This window comes from Microbacterium sp. JB110 (assembly GCF_003335195.1).
In the GTDB taxonomy this organism is placed as follows: Bacteria; Actinomycetota; Actinomycetes; order Actinomycetales; family Microbacteriaceae; genus Microbacterium.
The window spans coordinates 286,695-312,189 of record NZ_QPGM01000001.1 but is presented as its reverse complement, the minus strand read 5'-3'; the positions used below and the strand labels follow the sequence as shown (position 1 = coordinate 312,189).

Sequence of the window (25,495 nt, the reverse complement as noted above, 5' to 3'; positions counted from 1 at the left end):
TGCTCGCTCCTCAGCATCCGGCGTCGGGGTTCTCCGAGCACCACTGCACCCACTCTGAGACATTCTGCTCGTGTTCGGCGAAGCTGGTGGCGAACTTCGTCTCGCCGGTGTTCAGGTTCACGCTCACGAAGTACAGCCACGGCCCGTTGACAGGGTGCATGGCCGCGTCGATCGCGAGATCCCCGGGGTTCGAGATCGGGCCGGCAGGCAGACCGACATGCTCGTACGTGTTCCACGGGTTGTCGTCGTTGCGCGCCTCGGCCGAGGTGGAAGCGGAGCCGGCGTGCGCCTCGCCGTAGCCGTACTGCACGGTGGAGTCCATCTGCAGGAGGCCGTTGGTGTCACCCCATGTGTCGGAGTCGAGCCGGTTGTGGATCACGCGCGAGACCTTGTAGAAGTCGTCCTCGAAGCGCGCCTCGCGCTGGATGATCGCGGCAATCGTGAGCACCTCGTGCACGTCCTCGTCGGGCACGCCCGCCGAGTCGAGCGATTCGCGGGTGCGGTCGACGAGCCGCTGCACGACGTCCTGCGCCGACGCATCCGGATCGAAGGTGTAGGTCGCGGGGAAGAGCCAGCCCTCGAGGCTGTCGGAATCGACGCCGTACTGCGACGGGTCGGCCGTCGCCTCCTCGAGGTCGGAGGCCGACACCTCGATGCTCTCCGAGATACGGGTGATGGACGCCTCCACCGTGAGCCCCTCCGGCAGCTGCACCGTGTTCTCCTGACGGTTCTCAGGGTCCTCCAGCGCGTCGACGACCGCGGCGCTGGTCATCTTCTGCTGCAGCTGGTACACGCCGGGGTACAGCTTCGGATTCAGCCCGTTCTCGCGCAGGTAGCGGGTGAAGGAATCGGACTCGAGTGTGACGCCCGCGTCGAACAGCTTCGGGGAGATGGCTTCGCCGGTGTCTCCCTGGTCGACGGTGATGAACACCTCGCCGGATGCCTCGCCCTCTTCGTAGTCGTGTGGGCCGTCCAGGCCGAGCACCTCCTGGATCCGCTCGCCGTAGGTGTTCCATGCCCAGACGCCGCCTGCGGCGAGCCCGCCCACGAGTACGAGCACGATGATCGCGGCGATCAGGCAGCCCTTGCCCCTCTTGCGCGGACGCTCCTCCGGTTCGCTGTGCAGCAGCGCCTCGATCGAGCTGCCCTCAGGCATGGTCCGCGCGGGGCCGGCCGCCACGTCGCTGCGAGTTCTGCGGGTGGCGGCGGACTCGCTCTCCGCGTCCTCAGGTGCGACCTGCTCCGCACCTCCGACTGCGCCAGCGGAGGCTGCCGAAGCTTCGGCTGGCTCGTCGGTGTCTTCGTGCCTGGCGGCAGCTCCGATGTCGATGCCGCCTGCATCCGGCGCCGCGTCCTCGTCGGCCGGGGACTGCGCCTCACCATCATCCGGCACCTCTGCCACCGGCTCATCGGCCTTCTGCGCCCGTGCGCGCTCACGCGCCTCGCGGCGCGACAAGGGCTGGCCTGGCTCGTCGGACTGCGGGTCGTCGGTCATCTGCGTCACTCCGGGAGGGAAACGGGCTCGCCGGCGGGGGCGCCGGTGCTCTTCTCGCTGTCGACCGCGTGCTGCAGGAGCACGACCGCGGCCACCTGATCCACTACCTTACGAGACCCCTTCTGGCTTCGCCCGGATTGCCGCAGCGCCTGATGGGCCGTGACGGTCGACAAGCGCTCGTCGACGAGGCGAACCGGCACCGCTGCGCGCGAGGCCAACTCCGCGGCGAAGTCACGGGCGTCCTGCGTGGACGCGGTGTCGTCGCCGCGGAGGTTGAGCGGCAGCCCCACCACGAACTCGATCGGCTCGTACTCGGCTGCGATCTCGAGGACACGGATGATGGCTCGCTCGTCGCGCGGCACGGTCTCCACAGGCACGGCGAGCATGCCATCCGGGTCGACTCGAGCTACACCGACACGGGCTCTGCCCGGATCGATGCCGATGCGCACACCGCGCCGGAATTCCGTCACGTCTACAGCGCCTCCGCCGACCGACGCACGGCCTCGAGCGCGGCAGGGATCGCCGCCGCGTCTGTGCCGCCGCCCTGAGCGAGATCGGGCTTGCCTCCGCCGCCGCCTCCGAGCACGGAGCTTGCGGCCTTGGCCAGATCGCCGGCCCTGGCACCGATGTCACGAGCCCCCTCATTCGTGGCGACCACGACGACGGGCCGACCTTTCGCCTCACCGGCGAGTGCGACCACCGCAGGCTCGGAGCCGAGTCGCTCGCGCACCTGTGTGACGAGGCTGCGCACGTCGTCGCCCGAGGAGACGGCGCCGATCGACTCCGCGACGAGGGCGACGCGTCCGGCTGCCGCGGCCCTGCCGGCAAGTTCGGGAACGCGCTGCTGCAGTGCCTGCTGCTCGAACTGCGCGATCCTCTTCTCAGCGGCCTTCAGATTCGCCGCGAGCTCTGAGACGCGCTCGGCGAGCTTGTCCCGAGGCGTCTTCAGCGAGCTGCTCAGTTCGGTGACGAGGGCGCGCTCACGGGTGAGTTCGCGGAAGGCGTCCTGTCCGACGAGCGCCTCGACGCGACGGTTGGCCGCACCGACGGATGACTCGCTGGTCAGCGAGATCAGTCCGACCTCCGCGCTGGACGACACGTGCGTGCCGCCGCAGAGCTCGCGCGACCACGGCCCGCCGATGTCGACCATTCGGACCTTCTCACCGTACTTCTCACCGAACAGTGCCGTGGCGCCGGCCGACTTCGCATCATCGAGCGACATCACCCTGGTGGAGACCTCGAGGTTCGAACCGACCGCGTTGTTCGCGATCTCCTCGATCTCGCTCTTCGTCGCATCGGAGAGCGCCTGACCCCAGGAGAAGTCGAAGCGCAGGTAGCCCGCACGGTTGAGCGACCCTGCCTGCGTCGCACCCTTGCCGAGCGTGTCGCGCAGGGCGGCATGCACGAGGTGCGTTGCGGAGTGCGCTCGCTCGGCCGCACGGCGGTTGGCGGCATCGACGACGGTCGTGGCCGGCTGGTCGACGCCGACCTCGCCGCTCGTGACGAGCACCGTGTGGCTGACGAGCCCCGACACGGGGCGCTGCACGTCGAGCACTTCGAGTTCGTAGCCGGGGCCGACGATCGTGCCCTTGTCGGCGACCTGACCGCCGGACTCAGCGTAGAGCGCTGTCTCCGGAAGGATGACCTCGGCGGTCTGGCCCGTCGTCGCCGACCGGACGGGGGAACCGTCGACGATGATGCCGAGCACGCTCGTGGAAGTCTCGAGATCGTCGTAGCCCGTGAAGACAGTCTCGCCTTCGGCCCGGAACTGGCTGTACACGCCGACGTCCGCAATGGCGCGCTTGCGCGAACGGGCATCCTCCTTCGCACGCTGCCTCTGTGCCTGCATCAGGCCATCGAACGCTTCGCGGTCGACGGACAGGCCCGCTTCCTCCGCGATCTCCACCGTGAGGTCGATCGGGAACCCGTACGTGTCGTGCAGCAGGAACGCCTGGTCGCCGGCGAGGCCCTTCCTGCCCGCGGTGGCGGCCTTCTCGACCGCCGTGTCGAGGATGGTCGATCCGGCGCTGAGAGTGCGCAGGAACGTCTCCTCCTCCGCGAACGCATAGGCGGAGATCCTGTCCCAGTCGGTGTCGAGCTCCGGATAGGTCTGCTTCATCGCATCGCGGGATGTAGCGAACAGCTCGGGGAAGGTCGCCTCCTCCACGCCGAGCAGGCGCATCGAACGCACTGTGCGGCGCATGAGACGGCGCAGGATGTAGCCGCGCCCCTCGTTCGCGGGAGTGACGCCGTCGGAGAGCAGCATCAGCGAAGAGCGCACGTGATCGGCGATCACGCGGAAGCGCACATCGTCCTCGTGCGCGGCGCCGTAGCGTCTGCCGCTCAGCTCGCTGGCACGGTCGAGCACAGGACGAACCTGGTCGCTCTCGTACATGTTCTCGACGCCCTGCTTCAGGAACGCGACGCGCTCGAGGCCCATGCCGGTGTCGATGTTCTTCTGCGGCAGACCGCCGACGATGTCGAACTCCGTCTTGCTGCGCACGTTCTCGAGCCGGTCCTGCATGAACACGAGGTTCCAGATCTCGATGAACCGGCTGTCGTCGACTGCCGGTCCGCCGTCGCGACCGTACTTCGGCCCACGGTCGAAGAAGATCTCGGAATCGGGGCCGCCCGGCCCTGGTTGGCCGGTGTGCCAGTAGTTGTCCGCGCGGCCGAGTCGCTGAATGCGCTTCTCATCGAGCCCGATGACGTTGCGCCAGATGTCGTGCGCCTCGTCGTCCGTCTCGTAGATCGTGACCCAGAGGTCCTTCTCGTCGAAACCGAGTCCGCCGTCCGAATCGCTCTTGGTCAGCAGCTCCCATGCGTACTCGATGGCGCCGCGCTTGAAGTAGTCCCCGAAGGACCAGTTGCCCAGCATCTGGAAGAACGTGCCGTGCCTGGCGGTCTTGCCGACCTCTTCGATGTCGTTCGTGCGGATGCACTTCTGCACGTCGGCGATGCGCGAGTGCGAGGCGGGAACCACACCGGTCAGGTACGGGATGAACGGCACCATGCCTGCGACGGTGAACATCAGAGTGGGGTCATCGCTGACCAGCGACGCCGACGGAACGATCTGATGGTCGTTCTTCTCGAAGTAGTCGAGGTAGAGCTGCGCGATGTCGGCGGTCTTCATAGGTGCGTGTCGTGTCCTTGCTGATGGGAGCGGAGCCGCGCCGCGCGACGCGGCCGTGTGGTGGATCGCGGGGTTCAGGCGTTGCGCTGACCCTGCTCGGCGTAGTACGCCTCGCTGAGCCGGTCGGTGAACTCCGTCACTCGCGCGTCGACCCTGCCGAGCAGCTCATGCCCTCGCGGATCCTTGTTCATGAAATGGGCGGCGACGAATCCGCCGATGATGCCGAGCAGGAACCACAGCAAGCTTTTCATGTCGCCCTTCCCAAAGGTGTCGTTGAGTCCATCGTACCGACCGATAGTGTGCGGAGTGTGACGACTCGGGCGCTGTACGTGGAGATCCTGATCCGGGCCCCCCTGGATCGCGTCTGGGAGCTGACACAGGATGTCGACCTGCACCCGCGCTGGGACGCCAGGTTCTCGGCGATCCGGCCCACGGGCGTTCGCGACGACGGTGCGCGCACGTTCCGCTACGAGTTGGCGCTCGGCGTCCGCACGATCCGCGGCACCGGAGTCTCCCTCAGTGAGAAGCGTGCCGCAGGCGGGCCGCGCACGTCGGCGCTCGTGTTCGACGCTGATGATCGTCTGTCGCCGTTGCGACGCGGTCGCGGCTATTGGCGCTATGTCCCCCATCCGGAGGGCGTCCGATTCATCACGGGGTATGACTACCAACCGTGGTTCGGAGCCTTCGGGCGGCTGCTCGATCGGGTCCTCATCCGACACGTCGTCTGGTGGTTGACCGCGTGGAGTTTCGACCGCCTGCGCCTCTGGGCCGAATCCGGGATCGAGCCGGAACGGGTGACCTGGTGGCGGGGGTGGCTCCGCGGGCCGCGTGCCAGGGCGCGCAGCTGCCTGTCGCGGCCGTCCGCGCACAACGGTCGCGATGTCATGGCCGCTGCCCCTGACTCGCTGTCAAGGATCCGGGACCATGACTGAGCGCACTTCCGCCCCCGTCAGCGTCTTCGCACGAGGGATGGGCAAGGACTTCTCACGGTTGCACCCGATGATGCAGCGGCGCTTCGGCGTCGGCACGGCGGCGGGCTACGGCTGCGTCGGAACGGGCGTCATGCACGAAGTCCGGCGCGGCCCGTGGTGGGTGCGTCCTTTCCTGCTCTTCGGGGCGACGCGCAACATCATGTTCCCGGAAGCGGGCACGGACGTGCCGTTCCGCATCGACAACTTCCCGTACGCCGACGACCGCGGCAGGGAGACGGTCACCTTCGTGCGCACGATGCAGGTGCGCCCGGGACGACGGCGCCGGTTCGATGCCACCATGGTCTACAGCGCGGAACGCGGTTGCGTCGTGGACTACCTCGGCACCCACCAGCACCTCGCCGTCGATCTCGACCTGTCTGTCACCGAATCCGGCGGACTGCGCCTCGTTTCGGGTGAGCAGCGCTTCTACGAGGGACCGATCGCGTTCCGGTTCCCGATGCTGTTCAGCGCACGCGCACACCTCACCGAGCACTACGACGAGCAGCGAGGCCGCTACGTGATCGACCTCGAGGTCCGCAATCGGTTCGTCGGCGTGCTGTTCGGATATCGCGGCGAGTTTTCGTGCGAGTTCCCGGATGCCGCTGCCATGCCGCCGTCGCTCAAGCCGTATCGAGAGGAGACTCGCGAATGACCTCCGCACCCGATCGCCCTTCCGTGCTGCTCGCCGCGCTCGGGCCGACGGCCGATGCGCTCCGTCCTGAAGTCGCTCAGTACGCGGAAGGTCCAGGTGACGGCATCGCAGTCTGCGACGGCGTGTTCTCGGTCGCGGGAAGCCGCTGGGGCCGCTTCGGCCTGCTCGCGCGGCCGTTCGTGGGACCCCGCCTGATGATCACGTCCTACGGCGCCGACGTGCCGTTCCACGTGGAGAATCGGCTCGAGCAGGCGCCCGACGGTGCAGCCGAACTTCGTGCGACGCGCACGTTCCGCTTCGCGCGACGGACGGAGACGTTCGTCGACGTGCTCCGCGTCGGAGAGCAGTCGGGCACACTGGTGAACCGGCTCGGCGCAGCGCAGCGCGTGGAGCTGACCCTGCGGTGCGAGGCGACGCCCGAGGGGCACCTTCGTCTGCGGTCGGAACGCGCCGTGCTGAGACTCGGGCGCCTGCGCATCCCGCTGCCCGGCGTCTTCTCCGTGAGCGTGCAGGTCGAAGACGGCTTCGACGACGACACCGGATGCCAGACCGTCCGTGCGCTGGCCAGGAACCCGCTTCTCGGCACCGTGCTGACGTACCGCGGCAGCTTCCGTTGGCGCATCCGTCACCCCTGACCGCTCCCCCGCCCGCCGCACCCCAGGTCGCCTCCGGTGTGCCGAACTGCACCAAAACTTCGGCGGAACCACAATCCGCCACACCTGAGCAGCCCCGGCCGCCTCCAGCGTGTCGAGCAGCACCACCGCCAGCCCCATCTCGCTTCCGGTTCCCCAAACTGCACCACCGCCGCACCCCGCTCACCTCCGGTATGCCGAACTGCATCAAGATTTCAGCGGAACCGCAATCTGCCACACCGGAGTGCGCAACGGCGTCACACCGGAGGGCTGGTCGGCGGTCAGGGGCGCCAGCCGCGGGAGCGCAACGCTGCCTCGGCTCGTCGCTCCAGCCGGTCGCCGTCGCGGAAGAGGATGTTCGTGACCTCGAGCATCGTCCAGTCGTCTGCTCGGAATCGCGCGATGCGCTCGACATCTTCGGCGTACGTCGCGTGATGGAGTGCGCCGTGGTACTCGATGCCCAGCTTGTGCTGCGGATACGCCAAGTCGACGCAGCCGAGGAACTGGAACCGGTCGAACACGTCCATGTTCAGCTCGGGCTCCGGCAGCCCGTGCGCGACGAGACGGAGGCGGCAGGCGGTCTCGCGCGGCGACCATGCGTCACACCGGATGAGTCCCAGGGCCTCTCTGAGCCGTGCGGCGCCGATGCGGCGACTCGCCTTCAGCGCTTCTCCGAGGCTCTCCACGGTGGTCAGCGGCGGACGGCCCGGATCGGGTCGGCCGTGTCCCACACGCCACACTCGGCAGAAATAGTCGCCCAGAGCTACGAGGTCCGTCACGCTCCACGCGCCGAGCATCGCCCAGGTCGAGGCCGGGGAGGCAACTCTCAGCCCCTCCACCTCCGTGATCGAGGCGGCCGCGGAGGGAACGCGGTGACCGCGCACCCCGACAGCACGGGGTACGTGCTGCTCACCGCAGACGGCGACGTCCACTCCGTGGGGCGTCCGGCCGACCGGCAGGGGCGCGCCCCAGATCGCGGCCGCCGTCTCGTGGCTGAAGAACTCGCTCGGACGCATTCGGGCTCGGTAAGCGTGCGCGGCGCGGAGCAGTTGAGCCCTTCGTGACTCACCCTCAACCGAGACGTCGGGGTCGGTGAACCGTCGCACGCCGCGGAACGGCCGCTCCAGGTCGGGGCTTCGCAGGCGACCGAACCGCACCCCGGCGTGCCGGGCCTGTTCGACGGAGAAGCAGGCTCCGAGATCCCGCGGGATGTGTACGAGTCGTGGCATGCCCCCACGCTGACACCGTCATCAACCGGATCCGCCAGAATCCACAACCCGATTTCGCCACTCTCGCAGTTATTCACAACCGGCCGCCCACAGCTTCCGGTGTGCCGAGTTGCTCCACCCGCGCGCTGGAGCGCCCTCAGGTGTGGCACATTGCGCCAAATCTGCCGCAGAAGCGCAGTTCCGCACACCGGAGCTGGGGCCGCCGAGCACAGGACGCGCAAAAAGGGCGCCGGGGTGTAACCCCCGGCGCCCTTTGCGGCGGCTCTAGCGAGCTGCGTAGTACTCGACGACGAGCTGCACGTCACACGTGACGGGCACCTCGGCGCGCTTCGGGCGGCGCACCAGCTTGGTCTGGAGCTTGTCGAGCTCGACCTCGAGGTAGCCGGGAACCGGGGGCAGCACCTCGGCGTGGCCGCCGGCTGCTGCGACCTGGAACGGCTCGGTGCCCTCGCTGCGCTCCTTGACGTGGATCGTCTGGCCCGGCTTCACGCGGAACGACGGGCGGTCGACGATCTTGCCGTCAACGAGGATGTGGCGGTGCACGACGAACTGGCGTGCCTGCGAGGTCGTGCGGGCGAAGCCCGAACGCAGCACGATCGCGTCGAGACGCATCTCGAGCAGCTCGACGAGGTTCTCACCGGTCAGGCCGTCGGTGCGGCGCGCCTCGTTGAAGGCGATGCGGAGCTGCTTCTCGCGGATGCCGTACTGCTCGCGCAGACGCTGCTTCTCCTTGAGACGAACCGCATAGTCGCTGTCGGACTTGCGCTTGGTCCGGCCGTGGGGGCCGGGGCCGTAGGGGCGCTTCTCCATGTAGCGAGCGGCCTTGGGCGTGAGCGCCACGCCGAGCGCGCGGGAGAGGCGGACCTTGCGGCGGTCCTGGGACTTCGTAGTCATGATTCCTTTCACGTGGCCGCGACTTTCGCGTGCCTACGGACGTACATCCCCGCTTCTCCGGATGACGGCGTACGCCGGACTGCCGTCTGGATCATGCAGCGGGGTGTGCCCGAAGTTCGAGCCGATCAAGCTTACCAGACAGGCGCACGGCCGCCGTGCACCAAGATCACCGCGCGCGAGTGCCGCTCCGGCGCCGGATGCTGCCGTCGGATCGGCGCGCTCGAGACTCCGCGCACACGCGAGGATGCCGAGCCTCAGGCGCCGCCGATGATGCGCCGGATCTTCTCCAGTCGCTCGCCGATCTCGCGCTCGCCGCCCAGCGGTCGCGGTTCGTAGTAGCGGCGGCCGCGCAGCACATCCGGAAGGTACTGCTGCGTCACGACGCCGATGTCGCTGTCGTGCGGGTATGCGTACCCCTTGCCGTGCCCGAGCCGCTTCGCTCCTGCGTAGTGCGCATCGCGCAGGTGGAGCGGAACGGGCCCCATCTTCCCGGCGCGGACATCAGCGAGAGCCTGATCGATCGCGTTGATCGTCGCGGGCGACTTCGGGGCCGTGGCGAGGTAGATGGTCGCCTCTGCAAGCGGGAGGCGCCCCTCCGGCATGCCGATGAATGCCACGGCATCGGCAGCAGCGGACGCGATCTGCAGCGCACGCGGATCGGCGAGACCGATGTCTTCCGCCGCGTGCACCACGAGGCGACGCGCGATGAAGCGAGCGTCCTCCCCTGCTTCGATCATCCGCGCCAAGTAGTGCACGGCGGCATCCGGATCTGAGCCGCGGATCGATTTGATGAACGCACTGATGACGTCGTAGTGCTCGTCGCCCTGACGGTCGTAGCGCAGCAGCGCCCTGTCGACCGCCTGTTCGACATGGCCCTCCGTCACTCGTGCGACCGGCGCGCCCTCGCCGTCCGGAGTCTCTCCCGCCTCGGCGCGCTCGGACACGCTGACGCCCGCCGCCGCCTCGAGCGCGGTCAGCGCCCGACGGGCGTCTCCGCTGGCCAGCTGGATCAGACCCGCCCGTGCCTCCGGCGCCAGCTCGACCTGCCCCTGCAGCCCCCGTGCATCCGTGAGCGCACGGTCGATGAGCGCTCCGAGATCGTCGTCGGTGAGCGGTCTGAGGGTGAGCAGCAGCGAACGCGACAACAGCGGAGAAATCACGGAGAACGATGGATTCTCTGTCGTCGCCGCGATGAGGATGACCCATCCGTTCTCAACACCAGGCAGCAGTGCGTCCTGCTGGGCCTTGGTGAAGCGGTGGATCTCGTCGAGGAACAGGATCGTCGATTGGCCGTACAGGTCGCGCTGATCGAGCGCTTCCTTCATCACCTCTCGCACGTCCTTCACCCCTGCGGTGATCGCCGAGAGCTCGACGAATCGACGACCGGATGAGCGGGCGATCGCCTGCGCGAGCGTCGTCTTCCCCGTGCCGGGAGGCCCCCACAGGATCACGGAGACCGTTCCGGGCTTCGTCGCAGCGGGGTCTGCGAGCGCCACGATCGGCGACCCAGGCTTCAGCAGATGCGCCTGCCCGGCCACTTCGTCGAGAGACACCGGACGCATCCGCACGGCGAGGGGCGTCTGGCCCGTGAAAAGTGCGGTATTCGTCACTCCCCCAGCCTACGCGGGGCATCGGACATCGAGACGTGACGGTAGGCTCGTCCCGTGGCACACGGCAAGTCGAAGACACAGCGCGAGGAGCGCGAACGCGCCCAGCGGTACATCGCCCGTACGTCGATGCATGAGCAGCAGCAGCGACGCAAGAAGCGCGACAACGTCGTCGTCTCGGTTGCCGGGGCCATCGTGCTCGCAGCAGCGATCGGCGCACAGATCGCCTACTACGGCGCGGGGCCGGGCGTGGCGGAGCTCGAGCCCTCCCCGACATCCACGACGGACGTGCCCTCTCAGGAGCCCGCACCGCTGCCGCTCGACGAGTGAGCCGACCCGCCTGCCCCGCACCGGAGCAGGCATCCGGCAGACATTTCCGCACGCGAATCCCGTAGGCTGGGCCCGTCCCTCGTCCTTTCTGCGGTTCGCCGCCCAAGGAGCCCCACAGTGAGCACCCCCGACCACACCAACGACGACAGCACCGCGCCGGAGCACACGGACGCGACGCCGATCGAGACGCCGCAGCCCGCCGCGGAGACGACCGCTCCCGATACCGGCCAGAACGCGACGCCGACCGACGCAGAGGCGACAGCTCCCGCGGCGGAAGCGCCGACGGACGGCACGGATGCGACGCAGGCCGCCCCCGAGGAGCCGAGCACCGCAGCGGAACCCGAAGAGGCCCAGGCAACCGAGAACGCGCACGGCGCACCAGGTGATTCGCCAGCCGAGGAGACCGCCACCGCCGACGCACCCGAGCAGCCGGCCCCCGAGACGGAGTCGGCCGTGACCTCGGCTCCTGACACGGAGGCACCGGCTTCGGCATCCGAGATCGCGCAGAGCGCGCCGGATGAGTCGGCCACAGAGGAGACGGCCCCCGTTGACGCGTCACCCGCTGCAGCAGGAGCCGGCGAAGCATCGGCCCCGGCCGCCGAGACCGCAGAGACGACGCACGGCGAGGCGGCTCCGGCCACCGCCGGCGAGGCAGCCGCCGCGACGCCGACTGCCGCAGAAGAGTCCGCGGCTCCGACCGACGCGCCGGAGTCAGCTCCTGCCGCACCGGTTCCGACGCCCGCCGCGGTGCCGAAGCCGCGGCCCATGCCCCGCCCCACCCCGGCGGCGGTCCCTCACTCCAACGCGCCTGTCACTCCGGCAGCGCCCGTCGTGCCGACGACGTCTTCCGCCGAGGCGGAGCGGTGGGGCCGTATCGAGCCCGATGGCACCGTCGCCGTGCACGAGGGCGACGACTGGCGCGTCGTCGGCGAATATCCCGATGGCACGCCGGAAGAGGCGCTGGCCTACTTCGCGCGCAAGTTCAACGACCTCGAGGTCCGCGTCGTCACGCTGGAGCAGCGTCACGCGACCGGTGGTGCATCCGCCTCCGACCTGCGCAGACAGGCTGCCGCGCTGAAGGGCGAGGTCGTCGGTGCCGCGGCCGTCGGTGATCTCGTCGGTCTCGCCGGCCGGCTCGACGCCCTCACCGATGCGCTCGCAGAGGCGAGCGAGGAGGAGGCAGCGGCCAACCGCGCCGCGCTCGACGCCGCCATCGCCGAGCGCGAGTCCATCGTCGTGAAGGTCGAGGAGCTCGCGGCTCGCGACCCGAAGCAGGTGCAGTGGAAGCAGGCATCGGCCGAGCTCGACGCGATCTTCGCGGACTGGCAGAACCACCAGAAGACCGGCCCGCGCCTGCCGAAGTCTGTGGCTCAGGCGCTCTGGAAGCGGTTCCGCGATTCCCGCGCGACCTTCGAACGCAACCGCCGCGCGTTCTTCGCGCAGCTCGACGAGCAGCACAAGACCGCTCGCGACCGCAAGGCGCGCATCGTGGAGCGGGCAGAGGCACTCGCGCCGCAGGGCGAACAGGGCATTCCCTCCTACCGCGCGCTCCTCGACGAGTGGAAGGCCGCTGGCCGCGCGGGCCGCAAGACCGATGACTCGCTGTGGGCACGGTTCAAAGCGGCAGGCGATCTGCTGTACGGCGCCCGCGCCGAGCGCGATGCCGCAGAGCAGGCGGAGTCGCAGCCGCGCATCGCCGCTCGCGAGGAGCTGCTGCTCGAGGCGGCAGCAGTCGCCGACGAGAAGGACCTGGTCAAGGCGCGCAAGTTGCTGACGAACATCCAGGATCGCTGGGAGGAGGTCGGCCGTATCTTCCCGCGCGAAGCGGAACGCGCTCTCGACGGCAAGATGCGCCAGATCGAGCAGGACCTGAAGCGTCGTGAAGAGGTCGACTGGAAGAAGAACGACCCCCGCACCAGGGCGCGTGCGAACGACATGTCGCAGCAGTTGGAGGAGGCGATCGCCGCGCTCGAAGCAGACCTCTCCGCCGCTGAGGCAACAGGCGACAAGCGCAGGATCGATAAGGCGCGCGAGGCGCTCGAGGCACGGCGCGCTTGGCTGCGCGCGATCGGCTGACGCCTTCTCCTCCACAGTCGCCCCCGGCCGCGTGCCGGGGGCGACTTCTTTCCACAGGGGTTCCGCATCCGACAAGGACGCACGAGTCTGGAGTCGTGACCAGTCCCCTCATCCGGATGGAACGGCTCAGTCCTACGGAGCTCTGCGCCGCGCGCCTCGATGGCGACGTGTTCGAACTCGGCGGCGGATATATGCCGGCGGACGCCGTCGACGCGCCGGCTCTTCGTGCGGCGACGCTGCGCGATACGTTCCGCACGGACCTCGTCGCGGTGGGGATGAGCGCGGCGTGGGTGCACGGCGCCATTGACTCCGAGCCGATCGTGCACGTCGCGCAGCCGCTGAGCGCGCACCGGGATCATCGCCGCAAGCCGGGGCTGCGGGTGCGCGATCGGCCTGCCGACCCCGGCGATACGGTCGATGTGGACGACATCGCCGTGCTGACCATGGCATGCACGCTCGCCGATCTCGCATTGGCTTCTGCTGCCGTCCGCGACGACGGGCCGCGGCGGTTGTCGGCCCACTCAGCGGGCCCGTCGCTGCGCCGGGCCATCGCAGCCCTCGCGTCCGACACCGATACGCTCGCTGACGCCCTCGCCTGGCTCGACGCGCATCTCACGCCGCACAAGCGCGACGCGATGGGGCTCCTGCGCTCCCTCAGCGACGATGCCGCTGCGGTCCCGGAAGCGCGTCGGCACCGTCGGCGCTCTACGCCGAGGTGACCCGGTACACGTCGTAGACGCCGTCGATGCGTCGCACGGCATTGAACACCCTGTCGAGATGCACCGAGTTGCCCATCTCGAACACGTACCGGCTGATGGCCAGTCGCTCGCGCGTGGTCGTGACGCTGGCGGAGAGGATGTTGACGTGATGCTCACTGAGCACGCGAGTGATATCGGCGATGAGAGCGGCCCTGTCGAGCGCTTCGACCTGGATGTGCACCTGGAAGACGCTGCGTTCCGACTCGCCCCACTCGACCTCGATGAGCCGCTCAGAGTCCTGCTTCAGCGCCTTCACGTTCGTGCAGTCCACCCGGTGCACGCTCACACCGGAGCCGCGCGTGATGAAGCCCACGATCGCGTCGCCTGGCACCGGGGTGCAGCACTTGGCGAGCTTGACGAGGATGTCCGCGTCGCCGCGCACGAGCACGCCCGAATCGTTCCCGCTCGAGGGCCGCCGCGTGGCGGGCAGATCGATCGGGCCGGTGGCCGGCTCGCTCGTCTCGAGCAGCCCTCCCACCTTCTCGAGCACCGACTGCGTCGACACGTGCCCCTCGCCGACGGCGGCGTAGAGCGCGGAGACGTCGTCGTAGTGCAGCAGATGCGCCGTCTCTCCGAGCGAATCCTTCAACCGTTTCAGCGGAAGGTGATGGCGCCGCATCGCGCGCAGCAGCGAATCCTTGCCCTGTTCGATCGCCTCGTCGCGGCGCTCCTTGGTGAACCAGCCGCGGATCTTGTTGCGCGCACGGGTGCTCTTGACGAAGCCCAGCCAGTCCTGGCTCGGCCCGGCATCCGGGTTCTTCGAGGTGAACACCTCGACGACGTCGCCGGAACGCAGCTCCGTCTCCAGCGGCACGAGGCGTCCGTTCACCTTCGCACCCATGGTGCGGTGGCCGATCTCGGTGTGCACCGCGTAGGCGAAGTCGACGGTGGTGGCGCCGGCAGGAAGCCCGATCACGCGCCCCTTCGGCGTGAAGACGTAGACCTCCTTCGCACCGATCTCGAATCGCAGCGAGTCGAGGAACTCTCCCGGATCCTTCGTCTCCGCCTGCCAGTCGGAGATCCGGGCGAGCCATGCCATGTCCTGGCCCGAGGCGCGCTCGTCGAGCTTGCCTCCTGTGGCGTTCATCCGCTCCTTGTACTTCCAGTGCGCAGCCACGCCGAACTCGGCCTGCTGGTGCATCTCCTCCGTACGGATCTGGATCTCGACCGTGCGACCGCCGGGGCCGATCACTGTCGTATGCAGCGAGCGGTAGAGGTTGAACTTCGGTGTGGCGATGTAGTCCTTGAATCGGCCGGGCAGCGGCGTCCAGCGCGCGTGGATCGCACCGAGGATCGCATAGCAGTCGCGCACGGTCTGCACGAGCACCCTGATGCCGATCAGGTCGTAGATGTCGTCGAAGTCGCGACCGCGCACCACCATCTTCTGGTAGACGGAGTACAGCTGCTTCGGCCTGCCGCCGACGGAGCCCCGGATGCGCAGCTGCTGCAGGTCGATCGATACGTCGTCGATGACCCGGCGCACGTACTCCTCGCGCTTCGGCGTGCGCTGCTTCACGAGTGCGTCGATCTCGTTGTAGATCTTCGGGTACAGCACCGCGAACGAGAGGTCCTCCAGCTCGCTCTTGATCGCCTGAATGCCGAGCCTATGCGCCAGCGGCGCATAGATCTCGAGCGTCTCTGTGGCCTTCTTCTTCGCCTTCTCCGGCGGCACGAATCCCCACGTGCGCGCGTTGTGCAGGCGGTCGGCGAGTTTGATGACGAGGACCCGGATGTCCTTGCTCATCGCGACGATCATCTTGCGGACCGTCTCGGCCTGAGTGCTGTCGCCGTACTTGACCTTGTCGAGCTTGGTCACGCCGTCAACGAGCAGCGCCACCTCATCGCCGAAGGTCTCGCGCAGCTCTTCGAGCGGATAGCCGGTGTCTTCGACGGTGTCGTGCAGCAGTGCGGCGGAGATGGCGCGGGGACCGAGGCCGAGGCCCGCCAGGATCTCCGCCACCGCGAGGGGGTGGGTGATGTACGGTTCGCCGCTCTGCCGCTTCTGTCCCCGGTGCTTCTCCTCCGCGACGGAGTACGCCTTCTCGATGATCGCGAAGTCGCCCCTGGGGTGGTTCTGGCGTGCGATGGCGACGAGCTTGGCGACGTCGGCGTGGCGGGGAGCGCGGGAGAAGATGCGCGGCACCAGGCGGCGCAGGCTCGGACTCGAGGCCGTATCGGTCATTCGGCGCCTCCCCGTGTTCCCATTCCGTTCATCCTACGCCGAGACGAGGGGCGTGCCCGACCGCTCGGATCGGGCACGCCCCTCGTCATCGCACCGCCTCAGCTCGCGACGCGGGTGTCGCGCGAACGGTCCTCCAGCGTTCGTGCGTCGCGCTGCCGGATCGCGGACTCGCGCTCCCGCAGCAGCGAGTACAGCGGGGCCGCGACGAACAGCGTCGAGTACGTGGCAACCAGGATGCCGACGAAGATCGCCAGTGAGATGTCGCTGAGCGTGTCAGCACCGAGCCACAGGGCGCCGATGAACAGGATCGCGGCGACGGGAAGAGCGGCGACGACCGAGGTGTTGATCGAGCGCACCAGCGTCTGGTTGACGCCGAGGTTGACCGATTCGCCGAACGTGCGATCGGAGTTCTCGCCGTCCTCGTCAGTGTTCTCGCGGATCTTGTCGAACACGACCGTGGTGTCGTACAGCGAGTACGCCAGAATCGTGAGGAATCCGATCACCGCCGCGGGCGAGATCTCGAATCCGGAGAGCGAATACACGCCGATCGTGATGATGAGCACGTCGACCAGGCCGATGATCGCGGCGACCGACATCTTCCACGTGCGGAAGTAGACCATCAGGATGACGAACGTCAGCGCGAGGAAGATCGCCAGACCCCACAGCGACTGCTTGGTGACCTCTTCGCCCCACGACGGTCCGATGAACGACGACGTCACCGCGCTGGTCTCGACGCCGTATGCCTCGGCGAGGGCCTTCGTCACGTCCTGCGTCTGCGCATCGTCGAGTTCCGAGGTCTGCACCCGGATGTCGCTGCCGCCGATCGTCGTGACCGTTGCGATGGTGCCGGGGATCGTGTCGGAGACGGTGTCCGATCCGACCAGCTGGTCGGTCGTCGACGGGTTCGAGATCGTGAACTGCGAGCCGCCGGTGAACTCGATCGACCACTCCACACCACGCAGGAACGGCATCGCCGCAGACACCGCGACCAGCGCGAGCGCGATGATGAACCAGACGCGGCGCTTGCGGACGAACGGGACCGAGGATTTGCCGGTGTAGAGGTCGTTACCCAGCTGATTCATCGAGCGCATCAGGCGTCGCCTCCTTTGTCCGTCGAACCGCCTCGCACGGCGGGCTCCGCTTCCGCGAGCTTTCGCTCAGCGATGGTCTGGCGCCGCTCGGCCTCGCCGCGCGACTTCTTCACGCTGACGGAGGAGGCGACGGGCTTGCGGAACTGCGCCCTGCCGCGGTAGACCGCGCCGAGAGCAGTCGGATCCAGACCCGAGAGCCTGTGACCGCCGCCGAAGAAGCCAGTGCGGGACAGCAGCTGCATGACCGGATGGGTGAAGATCACGAAGATCAGGATGTCGAGCGCCGTCGTGATGCCGAGCGTGAATGCGAAGCCCTTCACCGTGGCATCGGCCAGGATGTACAGCACGACCGCGGCGAGCACGTTGATCGACTTCGAGATGAAGATCGTGCGCTTGGCACGGTTCCAGCCGTCCTCGACGGCCCCTGTGACCGATTTGCCGTCGCGGAGCTCGTCTCGGATGCGTTCGAAGTACACGATGAACGAGTCGGCGGTGAATCCGATCGTCACGATCAGACCCGCAACCCCCGCAAGTGACAGCCGGTACCCGAGTCGCCACGAAAGCAGACAGAGCAGGATGTACGTCAACACGCCCATCACCAACAGAGAGGCGATGATCACCGTGCCCAGGACCCGGTACTGCGCCAGTGCATAGAGGGCGACGAGCGCGAGGCCGATGAGGCCCGCGATCATTCCGATCTCCAGCTGCTGCTCACCGAGAGTCGCCGAGATGGTGTCGCTCGAGACGACCTCGAAGCTCAGCGGCAGTGCACCGAACTTCAGCTGATCGGCGAGCGTCTTGGCGCTGTCCTCGTCGAACGTGCCCGAGATGCTGGGACGGCCATCTGTGATGACGGCGTTCATGGTCGGTGCCGAGATGACGGAGCCGTCGAGCACGAACGCGAACATGTTCTGCGCGCCCTGACCCTGCTGCGCGTACAGACGCTTGCTGATGTCGCCGAAGATCTCGGTGCCCTCGTCGTCGAAGCGGAGGTAGACCTCCCAGCGGCCGTTCTGCGGGCTCGTGCCGCTGGTGGCGTCCGTGAGCGCGTCACCGGTGATGTCGACGGGGCCGAGAATGTACTTCGCCTGACCCGTCGGGTCGCACGCGACGATCGGCTCATCCGCCGGCGCATCTGCCGCGTTCACGTCGGGGTCGGCGCAGTCGAACGCGTTGAAGCGTGCCGCGAGGTGCTCTGAGACCTGTGCAGGGTCGTTCGGCGCGGTCGGCTCGGCGGTCGGCGTCTTGGCCATGCTGTCGTCCGGCGTCGGGTACGGCGTCTCTTCGCCGTCTTCGCCGACGAACGATGTGCCGCTGCCGGGGCCGGCGATCACCTCGCGCAGCTCGAGCTGGGCGCTCGACTCGATGCGCTCGCGCGTCTCGTCGTCGATCTCACCCGGCATCTCGACGACGATGTTGCGGCCGCCCTGCGTGGTGATCGACGACTCGGACACGCCAGACGCGTCGACGCGCTGACGGATGATCTCGACCGCCTGCTGCAGCTGCTCGGATGAAGGGTCGGCGCCTTCGGTCTGCGCCTCGAGGATGATCTGGGTGCCGCCCTGCAGATCGAGTGCCAGTTCCGGCACCCAGGATGATTCTTTGAACCCCCACACGCCGAAAGCATTGGCTCCGGCGAGAACTGCGGTGAGGACGAGAAGTCCGATCAGAGCGCGCCACGCTCGGCGCACGGGAGTAGTCGGTGCCACGTATAGGCCTTCGCTGGTCGGAGAGGAGGTGGGGGAGGTTACTTCTTGTCTTCGTCTTCGGAGCCGGGCAGCTTCTCGACGCCCTCGCCGTTCAGCGTATACGTACCGTCCGTGGCCTCCACCTCGACGTCGCTGTCGGCGTCCTCGTCGGAGTTCTCGTCATCGTCCGTCTCGTCGTCGGTGCTCTCCTCGGGCGCGAGCTCGATCGAGTGCGCGTGCAGGTCGACGACCACGCCTTCGGCGATCTCGATGCGCGCGGGCTTGGTGAGGTCCTCCGCGTCGAACTCGACGATCGTGCCGTACAGACCGGCGCGCGACATCACGCGAACACCCGGCACCATCTTCACCTGGCGCTCGGCCGCCGCTTCCTGTCGCTTCTTCGCCTGGCGCCGGCTGTTGAAGATCATGAAGACCAGAAGCACGCCGAGGACGACGAAGAGCATGAGGGACATCGGGTCCATAGGAAAACAGAGCCTTTCAGAGGTATGGCGTGCCGTCATCGGCACCGTTGCGAAGATGCGCCATGGGTACGGCGCGAAGTCTGCCGAAATTATAGTTCATCGAATTTAAGGGCCTCCTGGGCACGAACGGCACCTATGTGGTCGTACGCCTCAGGCGTCGCGACCCGCCCTCGAGGGGTGCGCCCCATGAAGCCGATTCGCACCAGGTACGGCTCGACGACGCTCTCCACCGTATCTGCTTCTTCGCCGACCGCCACAGCCAGCGTGCCCAACCCGACCGGGCCGCCCCTGAACCGTCGCACCAGCGCGTCGAGCACCGCACGGTCGAGCCGATCGAGGCCGATGGCATCCACGTCGTACAGCTCAAGGGCCGCTCTGACGTCTTCGATGGCCGGCGCGCCGCCGCCGTGGTGCACGAGCGCGAAGTCTCTCACGCGGCGCAGCAGCCGATTCGCGATACGAGGAGTGCCGCGCGAGCGCTGCGCGATCTCGGCGCGTTCGGTCTCGCCGAGACCGACATCGAGCATGTCGGCGGAGCGGCCGATCACGCGTTCGAGCTCCTCCGGCTCGTAGTACTCGAGGTGGGCGGTGAACCCGAAGCGGTCGCGCAGCGGGTTGGGCAGCAGCCCCGAGCGCGTGGTCGCACCCACCAGCGTGAACGGCGCCAGGTCGAGCGGGATGCTGGTGGCGCCGGCTCCCTTGCCCACCATGATGTCGATGCGGTAGTCCTCCATCGCGAGGTACAGCATCTCCTCGGCGGAGCGCGCCATCCGGTGGATCTCGTCGATGAACAGCACCTCGCCTGGCTGCAGGCTGGACAGCAGCGCCGCAAGATCGCCCGCGTGCTGGATCGCCGGGCCGGAGGACATCCGCAGCGGCGCGCCGGCTTCGTGCGCGACGATCATCGCGAGTGTCGTCTTGCCGAGGCCGGGAGGACCGGCCAGAAGGATGTGGTCGGCGGCTCTGTCCTGGATGCGCGCGGCCTCGAGCAGGAGCTGGAGCTGTGCACGCACCTTCTGCTGCCCGACGAACTCGTCGAGGCTGGCGGGGCGCAGCGCGCCCTCGATCGCCAGTTCCGAATCGTCGTTCGGCTGAGGGCTCGTCACACCGTCAGACATCGGCCGCCTCCCGTGTGCGGCGAGACGTCACTGCCACTGCACTCTCAGCCATTCGTCACGCCCTTCGCCTGACCGAGAGCCGCCAGTGCGAGCCGCAGCAGCCCCTGCACGGAGGCGCGGTCGGCCTCGCTCGCGCTGCCGGCGACCTGCGCGACGGCGTCAGCGGCGATGCGCTCCTGCCAGCCGAGACCTGCCAACGCCCGGACGACCTGGTCGGCGACGGCGGTGTCCGTCGCGGCGACCGGGGCCACTGCCTCGGGAGCAGCAGCGATTCCGTCGAGCTTCCCCTGCAGCTGCAGTGCGATCATCTTGGCGGTCTTCGGGCCGATGCCGCTGACTTTGCGGAACGGCTTGTCGTCCTCAGCCTGCACCGCCTCGGCGATCCGGTCGATGGTGAGCGTGGACAGCACGCCGAGGGCCGATTTCGGGCCGACCCCGGAGATGCCGATCAGGATGCCGAACACCTCGAGCTCCGTGCGTTCTGCGAACCCGAACAGCGTCAGTGAGTCCTCCCGCACGATGAGCGAGGCGTGCAGGGCGATCTCCTCCCCCTCCCGCGCCGTACGTGCGACGTCCGGCGGGACGAGGACCGAGAAGCCGACGCCGGAGACGTCGATGACGACCGAGTCGGCACCGGCGTGCAGCACGGAGCCGCGCAGGAATGAGATCATCACCCAAGCCTATGGGTCACCCTCGACATGGGAGCGCTTTCGCCCAGGCAACCGGGACCGGAGAACCTCTCCACCCCCGCGACGCGCCGAAGAAGTCGAGCGATTCCCCTCCGCGGGCTACGCTCGGCACTTACGAAAACGATCCGGAGTGCTGCACGTCGAGCTTCCACGTAGTAGAGGCAGAACGCATGCAGCAACGTCCAGGAGCGGTGTTCTGTGCCGCTATCACCCTCATCGTCGCATTCGTCGCATGGGCGGCGCTCTGGCCGGAGAACCTCTCCGGCGTCATGACAGCCGCGTCCAACTGGTCGGCGGCGAACATCGGCTGGGCCTACCTCGCTGTGACGTCCGGCTGCATCGTGCTGCTGCTGTATCTCGGCATCAGCCGCTTCGGCCGCGTCCGGCTCGGCGAGGACGATGACCGCCCGGAGTACAGCCGCTGGGCGTGGGTCGCCATGATCCTGGGAGCCGTGATGGGCGTCGGCCTGATCAGCTACGGCGCCGCAGAGCCGATGTCGCACTTCATGGTGCCTCCGCACGACCTCGCGGAGGCGCAGACACCGGAAGCCGCGGTCACGGCGATGCAGTTCTCGTACTTCGATTGGGGCCCGAACGCCTGGGCGCTGTTCGGCATCTTCGGTCTCGCGATCGCGTACTCGACGCACCGCCGCCACAACTCAGGGCTCGTCTCTCCGATGCTGCGGCCGATCCTCGGCGCATCGATGGACGGACCGCTCGGAAAAGCCGTCGACATCTTCACGGTGCTCGCGACGCTGTTCGGCACGACGACGTCGCTCGGCCTCGGTGCCGCGCAGATCGCCGAGGGCGCGAACAGCCTCTTCGGCATCTCCACAGACGTGTTCGTGCAGGTCGTGATCATCGCCGGAATCACGGTGATCTTCACGCTGTCGGCGCTGTCTGGCATCAGCCGCGGGATCAAGTGGGTCAGCCAGATCACCATGATCGGCGCCGCGATCATCGGCGTCTACGTGCTGATCATGGGCCCGACGAGCTACATATCGAACCTGTACTTCCGCTCGTTCGGGCAGTTCCTGTCCGACTTCCCGATGATCGCCCTGCTGACGCCGTCGACGCCGGAGGACCTCGCGTCGATGCAGTTCTGGACGTACTTCATGATGGCGTGGTGGCTGAGCTGGGGCGCCTTCGTCGGCATCTTCCTCGCAGCGATCTCGAAGGGCCGCACCATCCGGGAGTTCGTCGCGGTCGTGATGGGAGTGCCGACCGTCGTGTTCTCTCTGTGGTTCACGGTCTTCGGCGGCACCGCCATCAACTTCGACATGTTCAAGGACACGAACATCGGCGAGGCGACGCTCAAGGACACCAACGTGACCTTCTTCGCCGTGCTCGGGGAGCTGCCGCTGCCCGCCATCACGTCGGCGCTCGCCCTGATCCTGATCGTGCTCTACTTCGTCACGGGCGCCGATTCGAACACGTACGTGCTGAGCCTGCTCTCGTCGCGCGGCTCGCTGAAGCCGACCAGGCCCATCCTCGCGGTCTGGGGCGTGCTCACCGGGGTCTGCGCCATCGTTCTGCTGCTCCTCGGCGGCCTGCAGGCGCTGCAGCAGGCCGCCATGCTCTCGGCCGTGCCGTTCACCGTGATCGTCACGCTGCTCGGTGCATCACTCGTGAAGTCGCTGCGCTCAGACAAACGATTCACGGGGACCCATCCGATCACCAGGGACGAGCCGGATGCGGCGCTGGAGCAGCCACGCGGCCGGTAGCCGGGTCGCGCCGTCGAGTCCGCGCCTCGTGGTGGAGCGAGTCCGTCGGCGTGCTCTAGCGGCGTGCGCCCGAGCGGCGCGCTCGCTTCTCCGCCTCCGCCCAGGCCCGTTGTGCCGGCGTCGTCTCTCCCGCAGCGGCAGCTCCCATTCCGGTGCCCGCACCTGACCCGCCGCGCCATGCGTGGCACAGCGCGATGGCTACGGCGTCGGCCGCGTCAGCGGGTTTGGGCGGTGCGTCGAGGCGCAGCACGCGCGCGACCATGTTCTGAACCTGCAGCTTGTCGGCGTTGCCGTATCCGGTGATCGCGGCCTTCACCTCGCTCGGCGTGTGCATTGCGCCGGGAATGCCGTGCTCCGCGGCGAGCATCAGCGCAACGCCGGAGGCCTGCGCGGTGCCCATCACCGTCTGCAGATTGTGCTGTGCGAACACCCGCTCCACGGCGAGCACTGCAGGGTCGAACTCCTCAAGCGCGCTCCGGATGCCGACCCCGATCGCGCGCAGACGCTCGGCCACGGGGGCGTCGAGCGGCGACCGCACGACCCCCACGTGCACGAGCCGCGCCGTGCGATCCGGAGCCACGTCGACCACGCCGACCCCGCATCGGGTCAGCCCAGGATCGATCCCGATCACCCGCAGCGCATCCACACCCCCAGGCTACGCCGAACTTCCCCCGCTCCCCTGCACCCTGCAACCGATCCGAACCTTCACGCGTGAGGCTGTGGGCATGGGCGTCCGGACGCTGTTCCCCACCGTCCCTCCACACGACGCTGGCGCGTCGCGCGGAGCCTCCGACGGCGTGGCCCCTTCGGGTTCGGCGTGAGCGCGCGAAGCGCGCGAGGGAATGTCGGCCGGACGCCCATGCCCACAGCCGACCACTCGCGTCCTCGAACGCCACCCCGCACACGAGTGCCCCGTGGCCCGTCATCCGGACCACGGGGCACTCAGGTCGCGAGGATCAGTCCTCTTCGTCCTCCGAGGACAGCTCGGCCTGCACCTCTTCCGAGATGTCGATGTTCGTGTAGATGTTCTGCACGTCGTCGCTGTCCTCGAGCGCGTCGATCAGCTTGAACACCTTCTTCGCCGTGTCAGCGTCTGCCGGCACCTTGACGTTCGCAACGAACTCGGCGTCGGCCGACTCGTAGTCGATGCCCGCCTCGACGAGGGCCGTGCGCACGGCCACCATGTCGGTCGCCTCAGAGATGATCTCGAAGCCCTTCGGGTGCGCCTCGACCTCTTCGGCCCCCGCCTCGAGGGCCGCCATCATGACGTCGTCCTCTGAGGTGCCTTCCGCACTGGCGACGATGACGCCCTTGCGCTCGAAGTTGAACGAGACGCTGCCGGGGTCAGCCATGTTGCCGCCGTTGCGGCTCACGATCGTGCGCACCTCGCTCGCGGCGCGGTTCTTGTTGTCCGTCAGACACTCGATGAGCATCGCGACACCGCCCGCCGCGTACGCCTCGTACATGATCGTCGTGTACTCGACGGCCTCGCCGCCGATGCCGGCCCCGCGCTTGAGGGCGCGGTCGATGTTGTCGTTCGGCACCGACGTCTTCTTCGCCTTCTGCACAGCGTCGTACAGCGTCGGGTTGCCTGCGAGGTCGGCGCCGCCTGCGCGGGCCGCGACCTCGATGTTCTTGATCAGCTTGGCGAACGACTTGGCACGTTTGGCGTCGATTGCCGCCTTCTTGTGCTTCGTGGTCGCCCACTTGGAGTGTCCGGACATATGCCTCCTCGTACGTTGACGGCCGCAGCGCACGCCGTAGACGCACGCGTTGGGGCCTCGGACCATCTTACGCAGGTTGCGCCGCCCTGCCCGGAGCGGACGTGTCCTGATCATCAGGACACGTAGATCGGTGTGCCCTCCGGCAGTGCCGCGAGTTTCGTGATCGCGTCGGCGTCGACGCGGATGCAGCCGTTCGAGATCGCTCCGCTGCGCACGTCGTGGTAGTGGAACGCGGTGATCGCCACGTCCTGCCCGCCGAAGCCGGCAAGCGTCGACGACTGCACGGACAGATACACGATCGGGTGCCCCCGTGCGTACTCGAAGCTGGTCACCTCGGTCATCATCACGAACGAGCGCCCCTTCGGCGTCGGCGTCGCCTCCGTTCCCCAGGCGAAGTCGGTCGCGACCGTCTCGCGCTCGGCGTCATCGCCGGCGCCGGTGACGATGTCGACGGTGCCCTCACCGAGATCGACCTCCACACTGCTGTCGAGCTCCTCTATCTGCACGTCGTCGGCGCGCAGCCATCCGGTCAGCTGACTCGCATCACCGTCGCCCGCGCGGGCCTGGCGCCCGACCAGCAGCACCTTCACCCAGTGGTCGTGCTGTTCGACGATGGGAACCACCGTGCCGCCGTAGCGCTGCTCCTGAGGCAGCCAGGCGACGGGTTCCTTCGCGGGGTCGGCGAATACTGGCGCGCCATCCACCTCGTCCGGAGCAGCGGTGGCGCCGATGGTGGGCTCATTCGGTGCGTCGTCGACGGGCAGATCGCCGTTGATCATGAAAACGTCGACGACCGGGTAGTCGTCGGCGCTGTAGCTGTCGCCGTTCTGCGCAGGACCCGTCGGCGTCGGCGTCGGCGTCGGGTCAGCGGTGACAGTCGGAGTCGGCGTCGGGTCGGCTGACGGCTGCGCGGTGATCCCACGCACCCAGATGACGGCGAGCGGAATCATCGCGACCACGACCAATGCCGCCACGACGATCCCGGCGATCCCGACAGCGCGCTTCGACATAGGTCAATAG

23 protein-coding genes are annotated in these 25,495 nt (G+C 68.1%); 7 read left to right on the top strand and 16 right to left on the bottom strand.

Translation table 11 applies throughout. The features are described from left to right. Positions 1–10: 10 nt before the first annotated feature. The 4 genes from mltG to CIK77_RS17550 form a co-directional block, all read right to left on the bottom strand. The gene (gene mltG / locus CIK77_RS01460) at positions 11–1,495 is read right to left on the bottom strand and encodes an endolytic transglycosylase MltG (RefSeq protein WP_087055467.1); all 1,485 of its coding nucleotides are present in this window, start codon (positions 1,493–1,495) and stop codon (positions 11–13) included. Between the two features lie 5 nt (positions 1,496–1,500). Further along, positions 1,501–1,965, bottom strand: a complete 465-nt coding sequence (gene ruvX / locus CIK77_RS01455; protein WP_087055468.1) for a Holliday junction resolvase RuvX — start codon at positions 1,963–1,965, stop codon at positions 1,501–1,503. A gap of 2 nt (positions 1,966–1,967) precedes the next feature. Next, a complete protein-coding gene (gene alaS / locus CIK77_RS01450; RefSeq protein ID WP_087055469.1) occupies positions 1,968–4,628 on the bottom strand; it encodes an alanine--tRNA ligase in 2,661 nt (886 codons plus the stop codon). A 74-nt stretch (positions 4,629–4,702) separates the two neighbouring features. Continuing rightward, entirely contained in the window at positions 4,703–4,879 is a 177-nt protein-coding gene (locus CIK77_RS17550) for a hypothetical protein (RefSeq protein ID WP_170934175.1), read from the bottom strand. A 57-nt stretch (positions 4,880–4,936) separates the two neighbouring features. On the opposite strand from CIK77_RS17550, the gene CIK77_RS01445 reads away from it, so the two are divergent. The 3 genes from CIK77_RS01445 to CIK77_RS01435 are packed head-to-tail and all read left to right on the top strand — an operon-like array spanning position 4,937 to position 6,886. Continuing rightward, positions 4,937–5,560 (top strand): SRPBCC family protein, encoded by a 624-nt coding sequence (locus CIK77_RS01445; protein WP_249268632.1) that lies wholly within the window; start codon positions 4,937–4,939, stop codon positions 5,558–5,560. Then, entirely contained in the window at positions 5,553–6,251 is a 699-nt protein-coding gene (locus CIK77_RS01440) for a DUF4166 domain-containing protein (protein WP_087055471.1), read from the top strand. Before CIK77_RS01445 ends, CIK77_RS01440 begins: the two co-directional genes overlap by 8 nt. Beyond that, positions 6,248–6,886, top strand: a complete 639-nt coding sequence (locus CIK77_RS01435; RefSeq protein ID WP_087055472.1) for a DUF4166 domain-containing protein — start codon at positions 6,248–6,250, stop codon at positions 6,884–6,886. The genes CIK77_RS01440 and CIK77_RS01435 overlap by 4 nt, the downstream gene beginning before the upstream one ends. 278 nt (positions 6,887–7,164) lie before the next feature. Here the strand turns inward: CIK77_RS01435 and CIK77_RS01430 are convergent, their stop codons facing one another. The 3 genes from CIK77_RS01430 to CIK77_RS01420 form a co-directional block, all read right to left on the bottom strand. Further along, positions 7,165–8,112 (bottom strand): hypothetical protein, encoded by a 948-nt coding sequence (locus CIK77_RS01430; RefSeq protein ID WP_140403547.1) that lies wholly within the window; start codon positions 8,110–8,112, stop codon positions 7,165–7,167. Positions 8,113–8,376: 264 nt separating this feature from the next. Then, positions 8,377–9,006 carry a 30S ribosomal protein S4 gene (rpsD, locus tag CIK77_RS01425; RefSeq protein WP_087055474.1) on the bottom strand — a complete coding sequence of 210 codons (630 nt, stop codon included), beginning with the start codon at positions 9,004–9,006 and terminating at the stop codon, positions 8,377–8,379. Positions 9,007–9,260: 254 nt separating this feature from the next. Then, positions 9,261–10,568 carry a replication-associated recombination protein A gene (locus CIK77_RS01420; RefSeq protein ID WP_087055736.1) on the bottom strand — a complete coding sequence of 436 codons (1,308 nt, stop codon included), beginning with the start codon at positions 10,566–10,568 and terminating at the stop codon, positions 9,261–9,263. A gap of 102 nt (positions 10,569–10,670) precedes the next feature. Between CIK77_RS01420 and CIK77_RS01415 the strand changes: the two genes are divergently transcribed. The 3 genes from CIK77_RS01415 to CIK77_RS01405 all read left to right on the top strand — a co-directional run bounded on the left by CIK77_RS01415 (position 10,671) and on the right by CIK77_RS01405 (position 13,738). Further along, the gene (locus CIK77_RS01415; RefSeq protein ID WP_087055475.1) at positions 10,671–10,943 is read left to right on the top strand and encodes a hypothetical protein; all 273 of its coding nucleotides are present in this window, start codon (positions 10,671–10,673) and stop codon (positions 10,941–10,943) included. A gap of 117 nt (positions 10,944–11,060) precedes the next feature. Further along, complete coding sequence (locus CIK77_RS01410; protein WP_275543022.1) at positions 11,061–13,019, top strand: DUF349 domain-containing protein; 1,959 nt, start codon at positions 11,061–11,063, stop codon at positions 13,017–13,019. 95 nt (positions 13,020–13,114) lie between these two features. Beyond that, complete coding sequence (locus tag CIK77_RS01405) at positions 13,115–13,738, top strand: SAM-dependent methyltransferase (protein ID WP_140403548.1); 624 nt, start codon at positions 13,115–13,117, stop codon at positions 13,736–13,738. Here the strand turns inward: CIK77_RS01405 and CIK77_RS01400 are convergent. The 6 genes from CIK77_RS01400 to ruvA form a co-directional block, all read right to left on the bottom strand. Then, positions 13,725–15,959: a RelA/SpoT family protein gene (locus CIK77_RS01400; RefSeq protein WP_087055477.1), complete on the bottom strand. Its 2,235-nt coding sequence runs from the start codon at positions 15,957–15,959 to the stop codon at positions 13,725–13,727. The two genes, CIK77_RS01405 and CIK77_RS01400, sit on opposite strands and share 14 nt — an antisense overlap. Before the next feature lie 98 nt (positions 15,960–16,057). Further along, positions 16,058–17,050, bottom strand: coding sequence for a protein translocase subunit SecF (gene secF, locus CIK77_RS01395; protein ID WP_087055478.1), 993 nt, complete (start codon positions 17,048–17,050; stop codon positions 16,058–16,060). Next, a complete protein-coding gene (secD, locus tag CIK77_RS01390) occupies positions 17,050–18,759 on the bottom strand; it encodes a protein translocase subunit SecD (RefSeq protein WP_087055479.1) in 1,710 nt (569 codons plus the stop codon). The genes secF and secD overlap by 1 nt, the downstream gene beginning before the upstream one ends. 38 nt (positions 18,760–18,797) lie before the next feature. Continuing rightward, on the bottom strand, positions 18,798–19,211 hold the full coding sequence (locus CIK77_RS01385) for a preprotein translocase subunit YajC (RefSeq protein WP_170934176.1): 414 nt from the start codon (positions 19,209–19,211) through the stop codon (positions 18,798–18,800). Between the two features lie 98 nt (positions 19,212–19,309). Continuing rightward, the gene (gene ruvB / locus CIK77_RS01380) at positions 19,310–20,338 is read right to left on the bottom strand and encodes a Holliday junction branch migration DNA helicase RuvB (RefSeq protein WP_087055481.1); all 1,029 of its coding nucleotides are present in this window, start codon (positions 20,336–20,338) and stop codon (positions 19,310–19,312) included. A 44-nt stretch (positions 20,339–20,382) separates the two neighbouring features. Further along, complete coding sequence (ruvA, locus tag CIK77_RS01375) at positions 20,383–21,009, bottom strand: Holliday junction branch migration protein RuvA (RefSeq protein WP_087055482.1); 627 nt, start codon at positions 21,007–21,009, stop codon at positions 20,383–20,385. A 188-nt stretch (positions 21,010–21,197) separates the two neighbouring features. Here ruvA and CIK77_RS01370 point away from each other — a divergent pair, with 188 nt between their 5' ends. After that, positions 21,198–22,751 carry a BCCT family transporter gene (locus tag CIK77_RS01370; RefSeq protein ID WP_087055483.1) on the top strand — a complete coding sequence of 518 codons (1,554 nt, stop codon included), beginning with the start codon at positions 21,198–21,200 and terminating at the stop codon, positions 22,749–22,751. A 55-nt stretch (positions 22,752–22,806) separates the two neighbouring features. Here CIK77_RS01370 and ruvC read toward each other — a convergent pair whose 3' ends face one another. The 3 genes from ruvC to CIK77_RS01355 all read right to left on the bottom strand — a co-directional run bounded on the left by ruvC (position 22,807) and on the right by CIK77_RS01355 (position 25,485). Further along, positions 22,807–23,397 (bottom strand): crossover junction endodeoxyribonuclease RuvC, encoded by a 591-nt coding sequence (gene ruvC / locus CIK77_RS01365; RefSeq protein WP_249268634.1) that lies wholly within the window; start codon positions 23,395–23,397, stop codon positions 22,807–22,809. A gap of 310 nt (positions 23,398–23,707) precedes the next feature. Then, positions 23,708–24,475: a YebC/PmpR family DNA-binding transcriptional regulator gene (locus CIK77_RS01360; protein ID WP_087055484.1), complete on the bottom strand. Its 768-nt coding sequence runs from the start codon at positions 24,473–24,475 to the stop codon at positions 23,708–23,710. Positions 24,476–24,588: 113 nt separating this feature from the next. After that, the gene (locus CIK77_RS01355) at positions 24,589–25,485 is read right to left on the bottom strand and encodes a L,D-transpeptidase (protein ID WP_087055485.1); all 897 of its coding nucleotides are present in this window, start codon (positions 25,483–25,485) and stop codon (positions 24,589–24,591) included. Positions 25,486–25,495 lie beyond the last annotated feature (10 nt).